A 20895-nucleotide genomic window follows, 5' to 3' on the forward strand; every position below is an offset into this window, starting at 1 on the left:
GCCCTCGGGGCGCTTCACGGATGGAACTGGCTCAGGCGACACGCTGATTGGCATCCTGGCCGCGTGGTGCATGAAAACGGCATTTTTTAGCCGTAAGGACAGAGACTTGCAACATGTCAACAGGACCGGATGGCGCAGCATGGACCCTCATCTGCGGTTTTGGTGAATCCCTGCGCCCCTCGTTTGACGCGAGGGAAGACAGGATACTGGCGAAGCGCAACGCGCAACCGCGCGAAAAGTTCCTGTGGGGCATTACAACCGCCCTTTCCGGCAACCTTGGGGCAGTCCGCCTGCAATAGCGCTCGCAACGAAACGCCGATCCGGGTATTGCCATGAACAACCCCTTGGCGGCTCCTTCCGCCGGGCGTTGAATCGATCTGCGCGAATGAACACATATTGACATAAAGATATCTTTATGTGATCTCCAACATACGATTTGTCAGTACCGGAGGGCTCCCATGGCCAATTCCCACCTGGACACCCTGTTCGGCCCCGAACAGCCGCCGCGCGACGGCAGCGAAGTCCTGGCCGCGCTCAAGGCTGCCGCGCAGGAGCGCATACTCGTGCTCGACGGCGCCATGGGCACGGAGATTCAGACGCTCAAGCTCGTGGAAGAGGACTTCCGCGGCGACCGTTTCGGCGACTGTGCCTGTCACCAGCAGGGCAACAACGACCTCCTGACGCTGACGCAGCCGGCCGCCATCGAGGACATCCATTACCGCTACGCGCTGGCCGGCGCGGACATCCTCGAGACCAACACCTTCTCCTCCACCACCATCGCCCAGGCCGATTACGGCATGCAGGACATGGTCTATGAGCTGAACCGCGACGGCGCGCGCCTTGCCCGCCGCGCGGGCCTGCGCGCCGAGCAGAAGGACGGCCGTCGCCGCTTCGTCGCCGGCGCGCTCGGCCCGACGAACCGCACCGCCTCCATCTCGCCGGACGTCAACAATCCCGGCTACCGCGCCGTCACCTTCGACGACCTGCGCACCGCCTATGCCGAGCAGGTGCGCGGCCTCATCGACGGCGGCGCCGACATCATCCTCATCGAGACCATCTTCGACACGCTGAACGCCAAGGCCGCGATCTTCGCCACCCGCGAGGTCTTCGAGGAAAAGGGCATCCATCTGCCGGTCATGATCTCGGGCACGATCACCGACCTTTCCGGCCGCACGCTGTCCGGCCAGACGCCGGAGGCCTTCTGGAACTCGGTGCGTCACGCAACGCCCTTCTCCATCGGCCTCAACTGCGCGCTGGGCGCCAATGCCATGCGCGCGCATCTCTCCGAGATTTCCTCGGTCGCCGAGACCTTCGTCTGCGCCTATCCGAATGCCGGCCTGCCCAACGCCTTCGGCAAGTACGACGAGACGCCGGAGGAAATGGCCGAACAGATCGAAGGCTTCATGCGCGACGGCCTGGTCAACATCGTCGGCGGCTGCTGCGGCTCGACGCCCGCCCATATCCGCGCCATCGCGCAAGCCGCCGCGCGCCACAAGCCGCGCCAGATCCCGGATATCCCGCGCCATATGCGCCTGTCCGGCCTCGAGCCGTTCACGCTGACGGAGGCCATTCCCTTCGTGAATGTCGGCGAGCGCACCAACGTCACGGGCTCGGCGAAATTCCGCAAGCTGATCACCGCCGGCGACTATGCGGCAGCCCTCGACGTCGCCCGCGACCAGGTGGCCAACGGCGCGCAGATCATCGACATCAACATGGACGAAGGCCTCATCGATTCCCAGAAGGCGATGGTGGAATACCTCAATCTCATCGCCGCCGAGCCGGACATCGCCCGCGTTCCCGTGATGATCGACTCGTCCAAGTGGGAGATCATCGAGGCGGGCCTGAAATGCGTTCAGGGCAAGCCGCTGGTCAACTCGATCTCGCTGAAGGAAGGCGAGGAAGCCTTCCTGCGCTATGCCAAGCTCGTGCGCGCCTATGGCGCCGCCGTGGTCGTCATGGCCTTCGACGAGAAAGGCCAGGCCGACACCAAGGCGCGCAAGGTGGAGATCTGCACCCGCGCCTACAAGCTGCTGACCGAAGTCGCGGGCCTCGCCCCGGAGGACATCGTCTTCGACCCCAACATCTTCGCCGTCGCCACCGGCATCGAGGAGCACGACAATTACGGCGTCGACTTCATCGAGGCGACCGCCGAGATCACCGCGACGCTGCCGCATGTCCACATTTCCGGCGGCGTCTCGAACCTCTCCTTCTCCTTCCGCGGCAACGAGCCGGTGCGCGAGGCGATGCACGCCGTGTTCCTCTACCACGCCATCCAGGCGGGCATGGACATGGGCATCGTCAATGCCGGTCAGCTCGCCGTCTACGACACGATCGAGCCCGAGCTGCGCGAGGCCTGCGAGGACGTGGTGCTGAACCGCGTGCCCAAGACCGGCGGCACCGCCACCGAGCGCATGCTGGAGATCGCCGAGCGCTTCAAGGGTGCGGGCGGCAAGGAAGCCAAGGAGCGCGATCTCGCCTGGCGCGAATGGCCGGTGGAGAAACGGCTGGAGCACGCCCTCGTCAACGGCATCACCGAATTCGTGGAAGAGGACACGGAAGAGGCGCGGCAGAAGGCCGAGCGCCCGCTCCACGTCATCGAAGGCCCGCTGATGGCCGGCATGAACGTCGTCGGCGACCTTTTCGGCGCGGGCAAGATGTTCCTGCCGCAGGTGGTGAAGTCCGCCCGCGTGATGAAGCAGGCCGTCGCCGTGCTGCTGCCCTACATGGAAGCCGAGAAGCTCGCCAATGGCGGCGGCGGCGACGAACGCCAGAGCGCCGGCAAGATCCTGATGGCGACCGTCAAGGGCGACGTGCACGATATCGGCAAGAACATCGTCGGCGTCGTGCTCGCCTGCAACAACTACGAGATCATCGACCTCGGCGTCATGGTGCCGGCGACGAAGATCCTCGAGACGGCGAAGGCAGAGAAGGTCGACATCATCGGCCTTTCCGGCCTCATCACCCCCTCGCTCGACGAGATGGCCCATGTCGCCGCCGAGATGGAGCGCGAAGGCTTCGACATTCCCCTCCTCATCGGCGGGGCGACGACGAGCCGCGTGCACACGGCCGTCAAGATCCACCCGCGCTACGAGCGCGGCCAGGCCGTCTATGTCACCGATGCCAGCCGCGCCGTCGGCGTCGTCGGCAGCCTGCTGTCGGCGGAGATGAAGCCCGGCTATGTCGACACCCTGAAGGCCGAATACCGCAAGGTCGCCGACGCCCATGCGCGCAGCGAGGCGGAAAAGCAGCGCCTTCCCATCGCAAGGGCCCGCGACAACGCCTTCAAGGCCGACTGGTCGGCCTATGAACCGAAAACGCCGTCCTTCCTCGGCACCCGCGTCTTCCAGGACTGGGACCTTGCCGAGCTCGCCCGCTACATCGACTGGACGCCCTTCTTCCAGACCTGGGAGCTGAAGGGCGTCTATCCCCGGATTTTCGAGGACGAAAAGCACGGCGAGGTGGCCCGCCAGCTCTTTGCCGACGCGCAGGCGATGCTGAACCAGATCATCGCGGAAAAATGGTTCACGCCGAAGGCCGTCGTCGGCTTCTGGCCGGCCGGCACCGTCGGCGACGATATCCGGCTCTTCACCGACGAGGCGCGCGACAAGGACCTCGCCACCTTCTTCACGCTCCGCCAGCAGCTCTCCAAGCGGGACGGCCGGCCGAACGTGGCGCTCTCCGACTTCGTCGCGCCCGTCGACAGCGGCCGCAAGGACTATCTCGGCGGCTTCGTCGTGACGGCCGGCATCGGCGAGATCGCCATCGCCGAGCGCTTCGAGCGGGCGAACGACGACTACAACTCGATCCTCGTCAAGGCGCTGGCCGACCGCTTCGCCGAAGCCTTCGCCGAGCGCATGCACGAATATGTCCGCAAGGAACTGTGGGGCTATGCGCCGGACGAGACCTTCTCGCCCACCGACCTGATCGGCGAGCCCTATGCCGGCATCCGCCCCGCGCCGGGCTATCCCGCCCAGCCGGACCACACGGAGAAGACGACGCTCTTCCGCCTGCTCGACGCGGAGAAGGAGATCGGCGTCGAGCTGACGGAAAGCTATGCCATGTGGCCGGGCTCCTCCGTCTCCGGCCTCTACATCGCCTCGCCCGAAAGCTATTATTTCGGCGTCGCCAAGGTGGAGCGCGACCAGGTGGAGGACTATGCGCGTCGCAAGGGCATGGCGGTCGGCGATGTCGAGCGCTGGCTCGGCCCCGTGCTCAACTACGTGCCGACGACCGTGCGGGAAGACGCGGCCTGAGACCTCTCAGGCCGTCGCAAGGTTGAGCAGCAGCACCATGGCATAGCTGGCGACGACCAGCAGGCCGAGCGAAAGCACGACCGCCACCGTCACCCGCGGCCCGGCGCGCAGGACGCGCTTCAGGTCGATGCCGAGGCCGAGCGCGGCCATGGAGAGGATGGTCAGCACGGTGGCCGCCCTGCTCATGGTCCCGGCGAGCCCCGCATCGATGAGACCGAAGCTGCGCGCGAAAAGCATGGCGAGGAAGCCGAGGATGAACCACGGCACCAGCCGGTGCAGCGCCGGCCGGCGCCCGCCCGCCTTGCCCGAGACGAGCGACAGCACGAAGACGACCGGGCCGAGCATCAGCACGCGCATCAGCTTGACGAAGGTGCCGATCTGGATGCTGAGGGCCGAGACCGGGGCGGTGGCGGCCAGTACCTGCGGCACCGCATAGACCGTCATGCCCGCCATCACCCCGTAGCCCGTCGCCGACAGGCCGAGCAGCGGCACCAGCGCCGGCAGCAGCAGCACCGTCACCATGCCGAGCACCGCCGTGAAGGCGATGGAGGAGGCGACGTCCTCCGCATCCGCATGGATGACCGGCGCGGTCGCGGCGATGGCGGAATTACCGCAGATGGAATTGCCGCAGGCGACCAGCAGCGCGACACGGCGCGAAAGCCCGAGCCCCCGGCCGATCCCGTAGCTGGCGACCAGGACCGTCGCAACCACCGCCGCGATGGCGGCGATCAGCGGCAGGCCCATGCCGGCGATCGCCGCCGCGCTGACGCCGGCGCCGAGCAGCACGATGGCGACCTCCAGGAAATACTTGGCCGAGAAGGCGATGCCGGGATCGAAGGCCTCCGGCCGGCGCAGAAGGAGGCGCACGAGCGAACCGATGAGGATCGCCAGCACCAGAGCCTCGATCCACGCGCCGCCCGTCAGCCTGAGTTCCGCGCGTTCGGCGGCGAGCGCGAGGCCGGAGACCAACGCCGAGAGAAGCACGCCCGGCGCCAAAGCGCGAATTCCAAGGATCGGATGTTTTTTGGGTGTTTTTTCCATGCGCAGATCAATGCGCTTGAAAAACCATTCGATCCATCGGCAAATATCTGATATTTCATTCGATTGGATCGAACGATGATGACATTGGAACAACTTCGCATCTTCACCGCCGTGGCGGAGCGCGAGCACCTTACCCGGGCTGCCGAGACGCTGCACCTCACACCGTCCGCGGTGAGCTCGGCGATCCGCGTCCTGGAGGAGCGCTACGGCATCGCCCTTTTCCACCGTACGGGCCGGCGGATCGAGCTGACGGAGGCGGGCCTTGCCTTCCTGCCCGAGGCGCGGGCGACGCTGGCGCGCGCGACGAGCGCGGACCTTTTCCTCACCGAGATCGGCGGCCTGAAGCGCGGCACGCTCGCCATCGCCGCCAGCCAGACGGTGGGCGGTTACTGGCTGCCGCCGCTCCTCATCCGCTTCCACGAGACCTATCCGGCGATCGACATCCGCATGGTGGGCGGCAATACGGAGCAGGCGGCCGAAGCCGTTCTGGAGGGGCGGGCGGAGCTGGGCATCGTGGAGGGCGAGGTCGATCACCCCGCATTGTCGCAGCGCATCGTCGCCCGCGACCGGGTGCTCGTCGTTGCGCCCCCGGGCCATTCCCTCGCCGGCCGGCCGGTCACGCCGGACGAACTGACACAGGCCCGCTGGATCCTGCGCGAACCCGGCTCCGGCACGCGGGGCGCGCTGACCTCGGCTCTCGACGAGACGGCGCTGGATATCGCGCTGTCGCTGCCCTCCAACGAGGCGGTGCGCAGCGCCGTGCTGGCCGGCAACGCCCTGACGGCCGTCTCGGAATATGTGGTGCGGGACGACCTTGCCGCCGGCCGGCTCGCGCTGGTCGCGTTCGACCTGCCCGAGCGCGCCTTCCGCCTGCTGCGGCACAAGGAGCGCTACCGCTCCAAGGCCGCCCTCGCCTTCGAAAAGCTGCTTTAAAGCAGTTTTACACCCGGAATTGCGTCGCTTCGAGGAAAAGCGGAAATACTCTAGTCGCCCCTGCCGCGGAAACGGCGCTGATAGCCGGGATCGTAGAGCGCGCTCTCGCGAAAATCCTCCGCCGCGAGCGTCCGGCCGACGAAGATCAGCGCCGTGCGCTCGATGGGCTCTTCCGCCACTTTTGCCGCGATATCGGCAAGCGTGCCGCGCACGACGCGCTCGTCCGGCCAGGAGGCCTTGACGACGATGGCGACCGGGCAATCGGCGCCATAGAGCGGCGTCAGCTCTTCCACCACCCTGTCGAGCGCATGGATGGCGAGATGGATGGCGAGCGTCGCCCCCGTCGCACCGAACCCTTCCAGCGTCTCGCCGTTCGGCATGGGCGAGGCGCGGCCGGAAACCCGGGTAAGCACGAGGCTCTGCGCGACAGCCGGGATGGTCAGCTCGCGCCCGAGCGCGGCGGCGGCGGCGGCGAAGGAGGGCACACCCGGCGTCATCGTATAGGCGAGCCCATGTTTCTCCAGCCGGCGGATCTGCTCGGCGACGGCGCTCCAGACGGAGAGATCGCCGGAATGCAGCCGCGCCACGTCCTCGCCCGCTTCGGCGGCGCGGACATATTCCGCCTCGATCTCGTCGAGCGACAGCGGCGCCGTATCGACGATGCGCGCGCCCGGCGGGCAATATTGCAGCAGCTCCGGCGAAACGATGGAGCCGGCATAAAGGCAGACCGGGCATCTGCCGATGAGATCGCGGCCGCGAACGGTGATGAGATCGGCGGCCCCCGGGCCGGCGCCGATGAAGTGAACGGTCATGTCATTCCCCAGTTTGTTGAGCCGGCTTCACCCAGCGCCATTGCGTCACCGGCATGGCCGGCCGCCAGCCGGTCATCTGCCCGACAGGCGCGGCTCGCGCGATGTCGATGCGGATGAGCGACCCGCCGAGCCGGGCATGATGGGCGAGAAGCACGGCTTCCATTTCCGTCGTCACCGCATTGGCGACGAGCCGCCCGCCGGGTTTCAGGCCGGCAAGCGCCGCCTCCATCACCCCCGCCTCGCTGCCGCCGCCGCCGATGAAGATGGCGTCGGGCGCGGCAAGCCCGGCCAGTGCCCCGGGCGCGGTGCCTTCCACGACGGAAAGCCCCGGCACGCCGAAGCCTCGCGCATTGCGGCGGATGCGGGCGGCGCGCTCCGGATGACCTTCGATGGCGATCGCCCGGAGCGAGGGGGCGGTCAGCATCCACTCGATGCCGATCGAGCCCGAGCCCGCGCCGATATCCCACAAAAGCTCGCCGTGCCGGGGCGCGAGCGCCGAAAGCGTCAGGGCCCGGACCTCCCGCTTGGTGATCTGGCCATCATGCTCGAAAAGGCCGTCGTCCAGGCCCGGCGTATAGGGGAGAATCCGCGCCTCCTCGCCGGCCACGACCTCCACGGCGCAGACATTCAGCATGTCCGCATCCGCAAGGGCAAAACGGTCGGCCCGGTGGCTGCTGACCCGTTCCCGCGTGCCGCCGAGGGCTTCCAGCACGGTCAGTCGCGAAGCGCCGAAGCCGCTCTCGGCCAGCAGGACCGCGAGATCAGCCGGGCCATCGCTGTCCGAGGTCAAAGCAAGGATGCCGCTGCCGGGATGGAGATGCGGGCGTATGAGATCGATGGGGCGGCCATGCAGGGAGACGCAGACCGTATCCTGCAGCGCCCAGCCCAGGCGCGATGCGGCGAGGCTGAAGGAGGAGGGGGCGGGGAAGACACGCATTTCCGCCCGCGCGATGCGCCGGCAAAGGGTGACGCCGACGCCATGGAAGAAGGGATCGCCCGAGGCGAGCACCGCGACGGGCCGCCCCCGCGCCGCCAGCACCGCCTCGACGGAGCGCTCGAAGGGGCTAAGCCAGGCATGCCGCTCGCCGCGGATCGCCGCATCGGCAAGCTCCAGATGCCGCGCGCCGCCGAAGACCAGTTCGGCACCCGTGATGGCGGCCTTGGCCTCGTCGCCGAGACCGGCTAGACCATTCTCGCCGATGCCGACGATGGTGAGCCACGGGGCGGGCAAGGGAGCTGGATCAGGCGTGGACAAGAGACGCATCCTCATTCTGGGCGGCACGGCCGAAGCGCGCGACCTTGCGGCCCGGCTCGCCGGAAGGACCGATCTTGCCGTCACGCTGTCGCTCGCCGGCCGCACTCTCGACCCCGCGCCGCAACCGGTGCCGGTGCGCAGCGGCGGCTTCGGCGGCGCCGAGGGGCTTGCCACCTATCTTCGCGGCGAGGCCATCGATCTCCTCATCGACGCAACCCATCCCTTCGCAAGGCAGATCTCCGCCAATGCCCGCGCCGCAAGCGAAGCCACCGGCATTCCCCTGCTGCGGCTGGAGCGCCTTGGCTGGGAGGAGACGGAAGGCGACCGCTGGGAGCGCGTCGCCTCGATCCCCGAGGCCGTGGCGGCGCTGGGCCCGGAGCCGCACCGCGTCTTCCTCGCCATCGGCCGGCAGGAGGCGAAGGCCTTCGACGCCGCGCCGCAGCACCATTATCTCGTGCGCAGCGTCGATCCGGTCGATCCGCCGCTCGATGCGCCCCATGTCGAATACCTGCTCGCCCGAGGGCCCTTCCCCATCGAGGCGGAAGTGGAATTGCTGCGCGAACGCCGCATCGAGATGGTCGTCAGCAAGAATTCCGGCGGCGATGCCACCTACGGCAAGATCGTCGCCGCGCGCATCCTCCGCCTGCCCGTCATTCTGGTCGAGCGGGCGGCAGAGGGCGATGGCCATCAAGCCGGAACGGTCGAAGAGGCATTGCGGCTTGCCGATCATCTGCTCGGTGCCTTCAGGAAGCGCGGCGTATAGACGAGGTCAGGCAGGCCGGGCCGGGCGATGATGCGGGTCTCCGGCGAGCCGATGACGACGCAGGTCGCCATGTCCGCACGTTCCGCCTCTGCTTCTCCAAGCGGCATGACCAGCATGCGCTCGTCCGGCCGGCCCGCCGCGCGGCCGAAAATGACGGGCGTTTGCGCCGGCAGGACCCCTCTCAATATCTCGAAGGCCTTGCCGAGCTGCCAGGGCCGCGCCTTGCTGATCGGATTGTAGAGCGCGATGACGAGGCCGGCCTCGGCGACCATCCGCAACCGCTTCTCGATGATTTCCCAGGGTTTCAAGTTATCCGAAAGCGAGATGGCGCAGAAATCATGGCCGAGCGGCGCGCCGATGCGCGCGGCGACCGCCAGCATGGCCGTGACACCCGGCACCACGACGAGATCGACGGACTTCCATTCCTCCGGCCCTGCATCGATGGCCTCGCAGACCGCCGCCGCCATGGCGAAGACGCCGGGATCGCCGCCCGAGACGACGCAGACATTGACGCCCGCCGCCGCCCGAGCCAGCGCCGCTTCGGCGCGGTTCAGCTCCTCACGGTTGTCGGAAGCGACCTTGATCTGGTCCGGCCGGAGGTTCAGCCGGTCGATATAGGGAAAGTAGCCGAAGAACTCCGTCGAGGCCTCGACCGCGCGAAGCGCTTCCGGCGTCATCTGGTCCGGATTGCCGGGACCGGTGCCGATCACATACAGCCTGCCGGTCATGGGCGGCCGCTCCAGCCGGGCACGAGCACCAGCGAGAAATAGGGCGCGGTATCGTCGAGCTTTTCCGAAAGCCGCATGGATTTTCCGGCCGGCGTGGTGCCGCGCTCGACATAGACCGCCTCGCCGAGCCGGCCGGCACTCGAAAGCGCCCGGCGGATCTTCGGCAGGTTGCGGCCGACCTTCATGATGACGGCGGCCTCGGTATCCCCGAGACGGCGCGACAGCTGCTCCTCGCCCATCGTGCCCGGCAGGACGGAAAGCACGTCGTCGCCCTGCACGATCGGCAGGCCGGAGAGCGACCAGCAGCCGGACATCGCGGTGATGCCGGGAATGACCTCCGTCGGGAAGCGGCCGGCGAGGCGCACATGCAGGTGCATGTAGGAGCCGTAGAACATCGGGTCGCCTTCGGACAGGATCGCGACCGTGCGGCCGGCGGCAAGATGCTCGGCGACGGCGGCGGCAGAGGCATCGTAGAAGGCCGCGATCCGGCTCTTGTAATCCTCGTGCTCCTTGTCGATCTCGACCGTCACCGGATAATGGAGCGGCAGCTCCACCATGCCTGGCTTGAGCAGACCTTCGACGATGGCGCGCCCGTTGCCGGTGCCGCCGGCCTTGGCGAACCAGGCCAGCACATCCGCCTCGCCAATGGCGCGCACGGCCTTCAGCGTCAGAAGTTCCGGATCGCCCGGGCCTGTGCCTACGCCGTAGAGTTTTCCCGTCATGGTCATACTCCCGGCCTTGCCAGCGCATTGAGCGCGGCCGCTGTCATGGCGCTGCCGCCGAGGCGGCCGCGCACGATGGCGAAGGGCACGCCATAGGAATTTTCCGCCAGCGCCTCCTTCGATTCCGCCGCGCCGACGAAGCCGACCGGCATGCCGAGGATCGCCGCCGGCTTCGGCGCGCCGTCGCGCAGGAGTTCGAGCAGGTAGAAGAGGGCCGTCGGTGCATTGCCGATAGCGACGACCGAACCGGCCATGCGCTCCAGCCAGAGGCGGATGGCGGCGGCCGAGCGGGTATTGCCGATTTCCCGGGCGATCTCCGGCGTGCGCAGATCGCGCAGCGTGCAGATCACGTCATTGTTTGCCGGCAGGCGGGCGGCAGTAACGCCGCGGGCGACCATTTCGGCATCGCAGAAGATCGGCGCGCCGGCCTGAAGCGCCGCGCGGGCCGAACCCACGAAATCGGGCGAGAAGACGAAATGCGCCGCCGCCTCGACAAGGCCGGCGGCATGGATCATGCGAACGGCGACGTCCGATTCCGCCTCGGAGAAGCGCGAAAGATCGGCCTCGGCGCGGATGATCGCGAAGGATTTCTCATAGATGGCCGTGCCATCCTTCATGTAGTCGTAGTCTGTCATTGCTGGCCTTGATATGCGGAAATTAGGGCGGCGGGCGCGGTGCGGTCGATGAGGCTCTTCGCCGTCTCGCCCTCCATGCGACGCGCGCGCAAAAAGGTGCCGATGCGCTGGATCGCCGGCTTGAGATCGCCGGCAGGCAGGGTGGCGGCGGGCGCATCGCTCGCCCGCCCATCGAGGATCAGCCCGACGCCGGCGGCCGTGCCGCATAGCGTGACGGCGGCGCGCGCCGGATGGGCGCAGCCCTTCGGGCAGCCGGAAATGTGCACGTCGAGAGAACCGTCCAGCAGGCCTCCCGCCTCCGCTACCACGGCATCGGCCGCGGCACGGGTATCGAAGCGCGCCGAGGCGCAGCCGGCGGCACCGGCGCATATCGAGATGAAGCGGCCGGGCGCGGTCTCCGCGCACCAGAAGCCTTCGCGGTCCGCACAGGCCCGAGCGACCGCCAGCCTCTCCCCGGAAAGCCCGCGCACAAGAAGCGCCCGATGCGGCGCGAGGCGGAATTCGGAAGCGCCGCAGGCGGCAAAGCCCTGCACGAGGGCGGCGAGCCTGTCGGCCTGCATCTGACCATAGGCGGGGGCGATGCCGAGCAGGCTTTCATCGCCAATGCGGTGAATGCCGAAGGGGTGGCTGGGAAGAACCTCGGAGAAGGTCGCTTCCGGAACCGTGCCGAACTGTGCGGCAAGCGCCGCGGCATCGAGGTCGCGCCCTCGGGCGGCCGGGCCGATGGCGGCAAGGGCGGCGACGACCGCCATCGCGCCGGCGATGGCGCGCTCCGCCGGAAGCACAGCGACCGGCCGCGCCGTCCGCCGGTCGCCGCCGACCGAAAGCCGCCATCCCGCACCATCGGCAAGCGCATCGAGCCGGATATCGGCCACCATGTCGGCAAGGGAAAGCACCCCGCCGCCATCGACGACGATAGCGAGCTTGGGCGCAAGCGTGAGCGAGGCCGCGGCGATGGCTTTGCGTAGCGCATCGGCGAACGGCGCCGCATCGGCGATCTCGGAAGGATCGATGCCGGACAGTGGCGGGACCTCGATGGCGACGCCCGTCTGCGGCACGATGCCGGCGGCGGCAAGCCCTTCGGCAAGGCGCGGCACCGAGGCTTCCGTCAAGCCGCGAAGCTGGAGATTGCCGCGGGCAGTGATCTCGATGAGGCCATTGCCGTGCTCGCGGGCGAGACCGGCAAGGGCGAGCAGGTCTTCGGCCGCCAGCGCCGGGGCGGCGGGGCGCAGGCGCACGAGGAGGCCGTCGCCGGTCTGCATCGGCGCGGAAAGCGACGGGCAGGCGCCGCGGCGCAGGGCACTCGTTGCGGGGGTCGTCATGCGGCTTCCTCCTCGCCGGCCGGACGGCGGATCAGGTAGGTGTCCATGATCCAGCCGTGCTCCTCGCGCGCTTTGGCCCGGGTTTCGGTGATGGCCTCGGCCACATCGGCAAGCTTGCCGGACAGCAGGATTTCGTGCGACGTGCCGAGATAGGCGCCCCACCAGATCTCCGCTTCCGGATCCGTCACCGTGCGGAAGGCCTGCACGCCGTCGAGCATGACGAGCGCATCGCGGGCGGATTCCGGCCAGCCTTCCGCAAGGCGGCGGCCGGTGGTGATCTCGACGGGCAGGCCGATGCGGTTGAGCGCGATGCCATGGCCGGCGCAAAGCGCCTGCATGCTGGTGATGCCGGGAACGACCTCCGTCTCGAAGGCGACTCGGCCAGCGTCGCGCACATGCCCGACGATACGCAGCGTGCTGTCGTAAAGCATCGGGTCGCCCCAGACGAGGAGACCGAGCGTCTGGTCCTCGCCGAGCTCGTCCAGCAGCGTGCGCTCGTAGATGGCGGCGATGGCGCGGTGCCAGTCATGGACGCCGTCCTCATAGGAGCCGTCGGCGCGGCGTACCGGCACGGGATAGTCGAGGATGCGGCAGGCGGGATTTTCCAGGAAACGGTCGCAGATCTCGCGGCGCACCTCGGCGAGATAGGCCTTTTCCGCACCCTTGGTGGGGATGAGCAGCACATCGGCCCGGTTCAGCGCCTTGATGGCCTGAACGGTCATGTGCTCGGGATTGCCCGCGCCGATGCCGATGACCAGTATCTTCCTCAAATCCGTCTCCCGTGCGGCTGGCGCTCCCGGCGTGCGGCCCGGTCTGGGTCCCGCACCCCTTCCTAACGCCAAACGCCACCGGAAAACAGTCCCCGATTGTCGCAAGCCTAAGCCGCCTTGCGGCTCGTAAGATAGGCGCGCGGCGAGGTGCCCAGCATGCGGCGGAACATGGTGGTGAAGGCCGGCACGCTCTCGTAGCCGGCATCGAGCGCGACGCGCGTCACCGGCTCGCCGGCGGCAAGGCGCGGCAGGCAGGCGAACAAACAGGCCTGTTGCCGCCAGGTGACGAAGCTGACGCCCATTTCCTGCCGGAAGAAGCGGGTGAAGGTGCGCCGGCTCATGTTGAGGCGCCGTGCCCAGTCGTCGATCTTCGCCGCCGGCGAGGGCTGGTCGACGAAATCGCGGCAGAGGCCGGCCAGCCGTCCGCTCGCCGGAAAGGGCAGGCCGAGCCGGCGCTCCGGCAGGCGGCCGATCTCGTCGAGGAGCAGGGCCATGATCAGCTCCGCCCGCCCGCGCTCCTCCGCCGGCGCGCCCTGCCGCACCACTTCGGCGATGAGCTGGCGGGCAAGATCGGTCACCTCGAGCACGGTCGGCTCCAGCGTGGCGGCACGGCCCTCGGGCGAATAGATATAGACCGAGCGCATGCTGACATCGCTGTACATCTCGACGGAATGCTCCAGCCCGCGCGGAATGACGAGGGCATGGCCGGGCGGGATCATCCAGCGGCCGCGATCGGTCGCAACCAGCACGACGCCGGAAAAGACGCAGAGGAACTGCGTGCGGCGGTGGCGGTGCCGCGGCACGGTATAACCGCCCGGAATATCCGAACTGTGGACGAGGATATCCTCGTTGGATTGCTCCATGCGGGCGAGGTTGCGGATGTGGTCGGCATCCAGCGCCCTGAGGCGCGCGGCGTTGAGTTTTTCCATTTTGGCCCACTCGCGTAAGAAATGGACCTCACCACAAAAGCAGGCCGCAAGCAATCCTTGTATTTCAGCAAAAATCGCCGATCTGGCGGATCATTTCGAGGCCAATATGTCGACTGTCGTTCCTGCGGCGCCGCGCAGCGCCGCCGCCACCACCTATTCCATCATCGTCGCCGTCAGCGCGTGCCACATGCTGAACGACATCATGCAGTCGCTGCTGACGTCGCTCTATCCGCTGCTGAAGGAGAACTACGCGCTCGATTTCGTGCAGATCGGCCTGCTCACCATGGCCTTCCAGGTCACGGCCTCGCTGCTGCAGCCGGCCGTCGGCATCGTGACGGACCGCTGGCCGATGCCGTTCTCGCTGCCGGTCGGCATGGGCAGCACCTTCGTCGGGCTGATCATGCTCGCCTATGCCCATTCCTTCCCCGTGCTCGTCTTCGGCGCCTGCCTGATCGGCCTCGGCTCGGCGATCTTCCACCCGGAATCCTCGCGCGTTGCGCGCCTCGCCTCCGGCGGGCGGCACGGCCTGGCGCAGTCCATGTTCCAGGTCGGCGGCAATGCCGGCACGGCAATGGGGCCGCTGCTCGCCGCCTTCATCGTGCTGCCCTTCGGCCAGACGAGCGTCGCCTGGTTCTCGGCCGTCGCGCTTGTCGGCATGGTCATCCTCACCTGGGTCGGCAACTGGTATGCCGGTGAGCGCCGCCTTGCCGCCGGCCGGCCCGCCGCCAGCCGCGAGCTGCCCCTGCCGCGCGGCAGGGTCGCCTGGGCGCTCGCCGTCCTTGTGCTGCTGACAACGACGAAGAACGCCTATCTCGCCAGCATTTCCAGCTACTTCACCTTCTATACGATCGAGCGCTTCGGCCTCGACGTGCAGCAGGCGCAGCTCATGCTGTTCCTCTTCCTCGGCGCCTCCGCGCTCGGCGTCTTCATGGGCGGCCCGATCGGCGACCGGCTCGGCACGCGCTTCGTCATCTGGTTCTCGATCCTCGGCGTCATCCCCTTCGCGCTGATGCTGCCCTATGCGAACCTCTTCTGGACGGGCGTCCTGACGGTGCTGATCGGCCTGATCTTCTCCTCGGCCTTCTCCGCCATCGTCGTCTTCGCGCAGGAACTGGTGCCGGGCCGCGTCGGCATGATCGCCGGCATCTTCTTCGGCTTCGCCTTCGGCGCGGGCGGCCTCGGCGCGGCGCTGCTCGGCGGCGTCGCCGACAGCCACGGCATCGAGTTCGTCTACAAGGTCTGCTCCTACATGCCGCTGCTCGGCATCCTCACGGTCTTCCTGCCGCGCCTGCCGGCAAAGCACTGAAGGCCCTCCACCTCAAAACAAAACGCCCGGCTCTCGCCGGGCGTTTTCGTTTCTGGACGGTTTTCAAAGCCCGAAGGCGTCCTTGAACTGGTACCACCAGGAACCGATGGTCGAATACTGCGCGCGGAACATGCGCCCGCCGGGGAAGGGGATCCAGGGCAGCTTCTCGAACTGGCTGAAGCGCGACAGGTCGCCGTGGATCGCCTCGCTGAGGATCCTGCCGAAGAGGTGCGAGCCGGTGACGCCGTGGCCGCTGTAGCCATGGGCGAAATAGGTGTTCTTGCCTATCTTGCCCATCTGCGGCACGCGCGAGAAGGAAAGCGCGAAATTGCCGCTCCAGGCATAGTCGATCTTCACGCCCTTCAGCGACGGGAAGACCTTTTCGAGGTTCGGGCGGATTTTCGCGCGCACGTCCGCGGGGTCCGTGCCGCCATAGACGGTGCCGCCGCCGAAGATCATGCGCTTGTCGGCCGACAGGCGGAAATAGTCGAGGATGTAGCGCACATCCTCCACGCACATGTCGCTCGGGATCAACGCGTCGGCGCGCTCGCCGAGCGGCTCGGTGGCGATCATCTGCGTGGAGACCGGCATGACGCGCGAGACGAGCTTCGGCACCACATGGCCGAGATAGGCATTGCCGCAGATGACGGCGGTATTCGCCGTCACGCTGCCCTTTGCCGTATGGATCACCGGCTTTTCGGCCTCGTGCTCGACGCGGATGACGGGCGACTGTTCGTAGATCACGCCGCCGAGCGATTCCAGCGCCTTCGCCTCGCCGAGGGTGAGGTTGAGCGGGTGCATGTGGCCGCCGGTCGTGTCCAGCATGCCGCCGATATAGGCGTCGGTATCCACCAGCTTGCGCATGGCCGCCTTGTCCAGCATCTGGTGGTCGTCCATGCCGTAGCTCTTCCACAGCGCCTTCTTGTGCTCCAGCTCCTTCATGTGGGCGGGCGTATAGGCGGCGTAGATGTTGCCGTTCTTCAGGTCGCAATCGATCTCGTACTGCGAGACGAGGCGGCGGATGATCTTGCCGCCTTCCTGCACGAGGCTGCCGACGAAGGCGCCGGCCTGGTCGCCGTAGCGGCGCTTGATCGTGTCGAGGCTGGCGTTAAGGCCATTGACGACCTGCCCGCCATTGCGCCCGGACGCGCCCCAGCCGATACCCGCGCCCTCCACCATCACCACCTTGTAGCCCTTTTCGGCGAGGTGGATGGCGGTGGAAAGGCCGGAATAGCCCGCGCCGAGCACGGCGACGTCGGCCGTGACCGCGCCTTCCAGCACCTTCGGCGTGCGGATGATGTTGCGGGAGGCAGCGTAATAGCTGTCGGGATAGGCGCCGTTGCCGGCATAGGACTGGTTGTTGGCCATCAGACGATTTCCAGATAGGCGCTGAATTCGAAGTCGGTCACCTGTTCGGCAAAACCGGCTATTTCCTGCCGCTTGCAGGCAATCAGCATGGAGCGGAGGTCCTGGTCGAAGATCTCCGAGACGATCGAGCCGTTCTCGAAGGCGGTGACGGCCGAACCCCATTCGCTCGGGATACGCGGCAGCTGCGAGAGATAGGCGCGGCCGGAGACCGGCGCCGGCGGCTCCCACTTGTTGCGGATGCCGACGAGGGCGGCGCCGAGGATGCCGGCCATGACGAGATAGGGATTGGCGTCCGCGCCGGCGACGCGATGCTCGATGCGCCGCGCCTTGTTGTTGCCGCCGGGAATGCGGATCGCCGCCGTGCGGTTCTCGTAGCCCCAGGAGATCGAGGTCGGCGCATGGGTGTCGGGGCGCAGGCGCCGGTAGGAATTGTAGTGCGGGGCGAAGAGCAGGGTCGATTCCGCCATGCCGCGCGTCAGGCCCGCGACCGCATGCTTCATAATCGCCGATCCCTCGGCGGTGCCGTCGTCGAAGACATTGTTGCCGTCCTCGTCGATCACGCTGAAATGCATGTGCATGCCGCTGCCCGAGCGCATGCCGTAGGGCTTGGCCATGAAGGTGGCGGCAAAGCCGTGCTTGCGCGCGACGCCCTTGATGATGCGCTTGAAGAACAGCGCGTCGTCCGCCGCCTTCAGCGGGTCGTCGGAATGGATGAGGTTGATCTCGAACTGGCCGATGCCGTTTTCGGCGACCGCCGAATCCGCCGGTACGTTCTGCCGCTCGCATTCCGCATAGACGTCGGAGAAGAACTGGCCGAAATCGTCCAGCTCGTCGATGGAGAGGATGGCGTCGGAATCGAGACGCTTGCCGGTATAGGGCGAGATCGGCGGCTCGGCATGGTCCGGCTCGGCGTCGATCAGGTAGAATTCCATCTCCGAGGCGACGACCGGGCGAAGGCCGAGCTCGTGATACTGCCGCACGATATGGGCGAGCGCCTGGCGCGGGTCGGCGAGGAAGGGATCGCCGTTCTCCTTGAACAGCCAGAGCGGCACGACGGCGGACGGCTTCAGCGTCCAGCTGACGGGCAGCGCGCCGCGGCCGGTCGCCGCGCAGATGCCGTCCATGTCCCCCGAGGCGAAGACATGGCTGGAGCCGACGATGTCCTCACCCCACACGTCGACGCCGACGATGGAGAGCGGCATGCGGATTCCGCCTTTCAGCACCTTCTCCGCCTGCCCGACGGGAACGCGCTTGCCCCGCAGGATGCCGTTGAGGTCGCAGACGACGGCCTGGATGCTTTCCACGCCATCGGCATTGATCAGCCATTCGGAGTCTTCGTTGAACGTCATGATCCCCTATCCATATCACATAATTATTTTTGTGATCACATTTTGCAGATATGCACACTTTCTTGTCGCCGGTCAAGCTGCTAGAACCTGTCACAAAGGCAGGGCAGCACGCCATAGCCTGTCACAGGAGGGATGGATTGGGCAACTTGGCGCTTGAGCCGCTGGCACGGCCGGAAGGCATGACGACGCATGAATATGCGCATCGGCGCCTGCGCCAGGCGATCATGGTGGGCTCGATCCGGCCGGGGGAATCGCTGACGATCCGCGGCATCGCCGAAGCCATGGAATCGAGCCCGACGCCGGTGCGCGAGGCCTTGCGCCGCCTTTCCTCAGAGGGAGCGCTGCGCGTTCTCGACAATCGCCGCATCATGGTGCCGCGCATGACGGCCGACCGTTTCGGCGAACTCGTCGCGCTGCGCGCCATGCTGGAGCAGCACGCCGCCCGCAGGGCCGTACCGCATATCACCGAGCGTTGCATCGACCGGCTCGCCGAGATCGACAAGGCGCAGGACGAGGCGATTTCCCGCAAGGACAAGGCGACGGCGCTGCTGCTGAACCAGGAATTCCATCGCACGCTCTATACCGCCAATCCCGAGCAGGTGATCATGCCGATGGTGGAGAGCGTCTGGCTGCAGCTCGGCCCCTTCCTCGGCATCGCCATGGAGCATGTCGCCCAGCTCTATTTCGTCGACCGCCACCAGGAGGCGATCGCGGCGCTGCGCAAGCGCGACGAGGATGCGGTTGCCGCCGCCATCAAGGCCGACATTTCCGAAGGGATCGGCGGTTTCGAGCGCTCGGCCATCGAGAACCTGCTGCGGCTTGCCGGCCAATAGCCTGCACGGCTGTTGCCTTGCCCGAGGCGTCGATGCATTGATGGGCAAGGTAGAATCCTCGGGGCATGCAGATGAAGACGGATGTCATTGTTCTCGGTGCGGGCGTGGTCGGCATTTCCACCGCGATCCACCTGGCGCGGCGCGGCAAGTCGGTTGTGCTGGTCGACCGCCGCGGGCCGGCGGAAGAGACTTCCTACGGCAATGCCGGCCTCATCCAGCGCGAGGGCGTCTATCCCTACGGTTTCCCGCATGATTTCGGCGCGCTCTTCCGCTATGCGCTGAACAACACGATCGACGCGCATTACCACCCCTCGGCGATCCCCGGCATCATCCCCTTCCTTGCCCGCTACTGGTGGCATTCCGGCTTCCGCCAGCACCAGAGCATCGCCCATCTCTATGCCCCGCTCATCGAACATTCGATCAGCGAGCATGCCGACCTGATCGCCGCCTCCGGCGCCGACGACCTCATCCGCAAGGACGGCTGGATGAAGGTTTTTCGCACGGAGAAAGAGCGGGACAAGGCCTATGCGGAAGCGGAGAAACTTTCGGCCAATTTCGGCGTCAACCACCAGAAGCTGACGACCGCCGAGGTCGCCGCCGCCGAGCCGCATATCCGCGCGGAGCTGACTGGAGGCCTGCGCTGGACCGATCCCTGGTCGATCCGCGATCCGCAGAGCCTGCTGAAGCGCTACCTCGCCTATTTCCAGTCGCTCGGCGGCATGCTGAAATCCGGCGACGCGGCGACCATCGAACATGTACTCGAAGGCGAGGGCTGGCGCATCGCCACGCCGGAAGGCCCGCTGGAGGCGAAGGACGTCGTCGTCGCGCTCGGCCCCTGGGCCGATACGGTGACGCGCAAGCTCGGCTACCACTTCCCGCTCGCCGTCAAGCGCGGCTACCACATGCACTACGGCGCGGAGGAAGGCGCGACGCTCAACAACTGGGTGCTCGACGCCGAGCGCGGCTATTTCCTCGCGCCCATGCTGCGCGGCATCCGCCTCACCACCGGCGCGGAATTTGCCCGGCGCGATGCGCGCAAGACCCCGGTCCAGCTTCGCCGCGCCGAAAAGGTCGCCCGCGACTTCTTCCCGCTCGCCGAACGCCGCGACGAGGAACCCTGGATGGGCGCCCGCCCGTGCACGCCGGACATGATGCCGATCATCGGCAAGGCCCCGCGCCACGTCGGCCTCTGGTTCGCCTTCGGCCACGCCCACCACGGCATGACCCTCGGCCCCATCACCGGCCGCGTCCTGGCGGAGAAGATGCTCGGCGAGCGGACGACGATCAATATCGGGCCGTACCGGCCGGAGCGGTTCATCGCCTGAAGGTGACGAGCCTTGCTTTGATTGAGCTTGGCCGCCTCGCTCTTCCCGCTCACCTCCTCGCCTACCGCCGGATCCGCGTCGACAGGATGATCGACGACAGCGTGCGCTCCACGCCGTCGATGGCACCGATGCGGTCGATCAGGTGGTCCAGCTCCGCAATCGACGTGGCCTCCACCACGGCGATGAGGTCGAAGCTGCCGCTGACCGAATGCAGCGTGCGCACCGCGGAAATGGCGTGCAGGTCCGTCGTGATGCGGGCAAGGGTTTTCGGCGCGATGGTGATCAGCACGTGAGCCTTCACCATGCCGCTCTCATAGGCGTCGGACAGTTTGACGCCGTAGCCGGCGATCACGCCGTCGCGCTCCAGCCGGTCGATCTTGGCCTGCACGGTGGTGCGTGACAGGCCCAGCTTGCGGGCGATGGTGGCCGTCTGCTCGCGGGCGTTCTCGCTGAGGATGGCGAGGAGTTCGCGATCCTTGGGTCCTAACGTCGAAATGCTCATTTTTACCGTCGTTCTGCCGATATCGATGACGCATTATGTCAGATGTGGC

The 20895-nt window shown here is 67.2% G+C and carries 18 protein-coding genes; 6 read left to right on the forward strand and 12 right to left on the reverse strand.

The window, feature by feature from the left end; all coding sequences use genetic code 11:
• Positions 1-458 precede the first annotated feature (458 nt).
• On the forward strand, positions 459-4253 hold the full coding sequence (gene metH, locus DSD28_RS18320) for a methionine synthase (RefSeq protein ID WP_119257863.1): 3795 nt from the start codon (positions 459-461) through the stop codon (positions 4251-4253).
• A gap of 6 nt (positions 4254-4259) precedes the next feature.
• Here metH and DSD28_RS18325 read toward each other — a convergent pair whose 3' ends face one another.
• Complete coding sequence (locus DSD28_RS18325; protein ID WP_119257864.1) at positions 4260-5294, reverse strand: YeiH family protein; 1035 nt, start codon at positions 5292-5294, stop codon at positions 4260-4262.
• Between the two features lie 75 nt (positions 5295-5369).
• On the opposite strand from DSD28_RS18325, the gene DSD28_RS18330 reads away from it, so the two are divergent.
• Positions 5370-6227 carry a LysR substrate-binding domain-containing protein gene (locus DSD28_RS18330; RefSeq protein WP_348627930.1) on the forward strand — a complete coding sequence of 286 codons (858 nt, stop codon included), beginning with the start codon at positions 5370-5372 and terminating at the stop codon, positions 6225-6227.
• 50 nt (positions 6228-6277) lie between these two features.
• Here DSD28_RS18330 and cobM read toward each other — a convergent pair whose 3' ends face one another.
• Both cobM and cbiE read right to left on the reverse strand, forming a co-directional pair.
• On the reverse strand, positions 6278-7039 hold the full coding sequence (gene cobM, locus DSD28_RS18335; protein ID WP_119257865.1) for a precorrin-4 C(11)-methyltransferase: 762 nt from the start codon (positions 7037-7039) through the stop codon (positions 6278-6280).
• A gap of 1 nt (position 7040) precedes the next feature.
• The gene (gene cbiE, locus DSD28_RS18340; protein WP_119257866.1) at positions 7041-8303 is read right to left on the reverse strand and encodes a precorrin-6y C5,15-methyltransferase (decarboxylating) subunit CbiE; all 1263 of its coding nucleotides are present in this window, start codon (positions 8301-8303) and stop codon (positions 7041-7043) included.
• On the opposite strand from cbiE, the gene DSD28_RS18345 reads away from it, so the two are divergent.
• Complete coding sequence (locus DSD28_RS18345) at positions 8287-9057, forward strand: cobalt-precorrin-6A reductase (RefSeq protein WP_119257867.1); 771 nt, start codon at positions 8287-8289, stop codon at positions 9055-9057. The two genes, cbiE and DSD28_RS18345, sit on opposite strands and share 17 nt — an antisense overlap.
• Here DSD28_RS18345 and DSD28_RS18350 read toward each other — a convergent pair.
• From DSD28_RS18350 to DSD28_RS18375, 6 genes are all read right to left on the reverse strand, one after another.
• A complete protein-coding gene (locus tag DSD28_RS18350; protein WP_119257868.1) occupies positions 9021-9785 on the reverse strand; it encodes a precorrin-3B C(17)-methyltransferase in 765 nt (254 codons plus the stop codon). The genes DSD28_RS18345 and DSD28_RS18350 overlap by 37 nt on opposite strands.
• On the reverse strand, positions 9782-10513 hold the full coding sequence (locus DSD28_RS18355) for a precorrin-2 C(20)-methyltransferase (protein WP_119257869.1): 732 nt from the start codon (positions 10511-10513) through the stop codon (positions 9782-9784). The genes DSD28_RS18350 and DSD28_RS18355 overlap by 4 nt, the downstream gene beginning before the upstream one ends.
• A complete protein-coding gene (locus DSD28_RS18360; RefSeq protein WP_119257870.1) occupies positions 10510-11142 on the reverse strand; it encodes a precorrin-8X methylmutase in 633 nt (210 codons plus the stop codon). Before DSD28_RS18360 ends, DSD28_RS18355 begins: the two co-directional genes overlap by 4 nt.
• Positions 11139-12464: a precorrin-3B synthase gene (gene cobG / locus DSD28_RS18365; RefSeq protein WP_119257871.1), complete on the reverse strand. Its 1326-nt coding sequence runs from the start codon at positions 12462-12464 to the stop codon at positions 11139-11141. The genes DSD28_RS18360 and cobG overlap by 4 nt, the downstream gene beginning before the upstream one ends.
• Complete coding sequence (gene cobF / locus DSD28_RS18370; RefSeq protein WP_119257872.1) at positions 12461-13234, reverse strand: precorrin-6A synthase (deacetylating); 774 nt, start codon at positions 13232-13234, stop codon at positions 12461-12463. The genes cobG and cobF overlap by 4 nt, the downstream gene beginning before the upstream one ends.
• Before the next feature lie 107 nt (positions 13235-13341).
• On the reverse strand, positions 13342-14163 hold the full coding sequence (locus tag DSD28_RS18375; protein WP_119257873.1) for an AraC family transcriptional regulator: 822 nt from the start codon (positions 14161-14163) through the stop codon (positions 13342-13344).
• Between the two features lie 106 nt (positions 14164-14269).
• On the opposite strand from DSD28_RS18375, the gene DSD28_RS18380 reads away from it, so the two are divergent.
• Complete coding sequence (locus tag DSD28_RS18380; protein ID WP_119257874.1) at positions 14270-15469, forward strand: MFS transporter; 1200 nt, start codon at positions 14270-14272, stop codon at positions 15467-15469.
• A gap of 63 nt (positions 15470-15532) precedes the next feature.
• On the opposite strand, the gene DSD28_RS18385 is transcribed toward DSD28_RS18380, so the two are convergent.
• Both DSD28_RS18385 and DSD28_RS18390 read right to left on the reverse strand, forming a co-directional pair.
• Entirely contained in the window at positions 15533-16837 is a 1305-nt protein-coding gene (locus tag DSD28_RS18385; RefSeq protein ID WP_119257875.1) for an NAD(P)/FAD-dependent oxidoreductase, read from the reverse strand.
• Entirely contained in the window at positions 16837-18186 is a 1350-nt protein-coding gene (locus DSD28_RS18390) for a glutamine synthetase family protein (protein WP_119257876.1), read from the reverse strand. The genes DSD28_RS18385 and DSD28_RS18390 overlap by 1 nt, the downstream gene beginning before the upstream one ends.
• A gap of 179 nt (positions 18187-18365) precedes the next feature.
• Between DSD28_RS18390 and DSD28_RS18395 the strand changes: the two genes are divergently transcribed.
• Both DSD28_RS18395 and DSD28_RS18400 read left to right on the forward strand, forming a co-directional pair.
• Positions 18366-19019 carry a GntR family transcriptional regulator gene (locus tag DSD28_RS18395; protein ID WP_245424875.1) on the forward strand — a complete coding sequence of 218 codons (654 nt, stop codon included), beginning with the start codon at positions 18366-18368 and terminating at the stop codon, positions 19017-19019.
• Between the two features lie 71 nt (positions 19020-19090).
• Positions 19091-20344 (forward strand): NAD(P)/FAD-dependent oxidoreductase, encoded by a 1254-nt coding sequence (locus tag DSD28_RS18400; RefSeq protein WP_119258014.1) that lies wholly within the window; start codon positions 19091-19093, stop codon positions 20342-20344.
• A gap of 61 nt (positions 20345-20405) precedes the next feature.
• Here the strand turns inward: DSD28_RS18400 and DSD28_RS18405 are convergent, their stop codons facing one another.
• Positions 20406-20846, reverse strand: a complete 441-nt coding sequence (locus tag DSD28_RS18405) for an Lrp/AsnC family transcriptional regulator (RefSeq protein ID WP_119257878.1) — start codon at positions 20844-20846, stop codon at positions 20406-20408.
• Positions 20847-20895: the final 49 nt, after the last annotated feature.

This window comes from Shinella zoogloeoides (assembly GCF_003574625.1).
GTDB lineage: Bacteria > Pseudomonadota > Alphaproteobacteria > Rhizobiales > Rhizobiaceae > Shinella > Shinella zoogloeoides_A.

Bases quoted from the DNA above. Each gene is read 5' to 3' on its own strand.
- metH (WP_119257863.1), top strand. From the start codon at position 459: ATGGCCAATTCCCACCTGGACACCCTGTTCGGCCCCGAACAGCCGCCG.
- DSD28_RS18325 (WP_119257864.1), bottom strand. From the start codon at position 5,294: ATGGAAAAAACACCCAAAAAACATCCGATCCTTGGAATTCGCGCTTTG.
- DSD28_RS18330 (WP_348627930.1), top strand. From the start codon at position 5,370: ATGATGACATTGGAACAACTTCGCATCTTCACCGCCGTGGCGGAGCGC.
- cobM (WP_119257865.1), bottom strand. From the start codon at position 7,039: ATGACCGTTCACTTCATCGGCGCCGGCCCGGGGGCCGCCGATCTCATC.
- cbiE (WP_119257866.1), bottom strand. From the start codon at position 8,303: ATGCGTCTCTTGTCCACGCCTGATCCAGCTCCCTTGCCCGCCCCGTGG.
- DSD28_RS18350 (WP_119257868.1), bottom strand. From the start codon at position 9,785: ATGACCGGCAGGCTGTATGTGATCGGCACCGGTCCCGGCAATCCGGAC.
- DSD28_RS18355 (WP_119257869.1), bottom strand. From the start codon at position 10,513: ATGACCATGACGGGAAAACTCTACGGCGTAGGCACAGGCCCGGGCGAT.
- DSD28_RS18360 (WP_119257870.1), bottom strand. From the start codon at position 11,142: ATGACAGACTACGACTACATGAAGGATGGCACGGCCATCTATGAGAAA.
- cobG (WP_119257871.1), bottom strand. From the start codon at position 12,464: ATGACGACCCCCGCAACGAGTGCCCTGCGCCGCGGCGCCTGCCCGTCG.
- DSD28_RS18375 (WP_119257873.1), bottom strand. From the start codon at position 14,163: ATGGAAAAACTCAACGCCGCGCGCCTCAGGGCGCTGGATGCCGACCAC.
- DSD28_RS18380 (WP_119257874.1), top strand. From the start codon at position 14,270: ATGTCGACTGTCGTTCCTGCGGCGCCGCGCAGCGCCGCCGCCACCACC.
- DSD28_RS18385 (WP_119257875.1), bottom strand. From the start codon at position 16,837: ATGGCCAACAACCAGTCCTATGCCGGCAACGGCGCCTATCCCGACAGC.
- DSD28_RS18390 (WP_119257876.1), bottom strand. From the start codon at position 18,186: ATGACGTTCAACGAAGACTCCGAATGGCTGATCAATGCCGATGGCGTG.
- DSD28_RS18395 (WP_245424875.1), top strand. From the start codon at position 18,366: ATGACGACGCATGAATATGCGCATCGGCGCCTGCGCCAGGCGATCATG.
- DSD28_RS18400 (WP_119258014.1), top strand. From the start codon at position 19,091: ATGAAGACGGATGTCATTGTTCTCGGTGCGGGCGTGGTCGGCATTTCC.
- DSD28_RS18405 (WP_119257878.1), bottom strand. From the start codon at position 20,846: ATGAGCATTTCGACGTTAGGACCCAAGGATCGCGAACTCCTCGCCATC.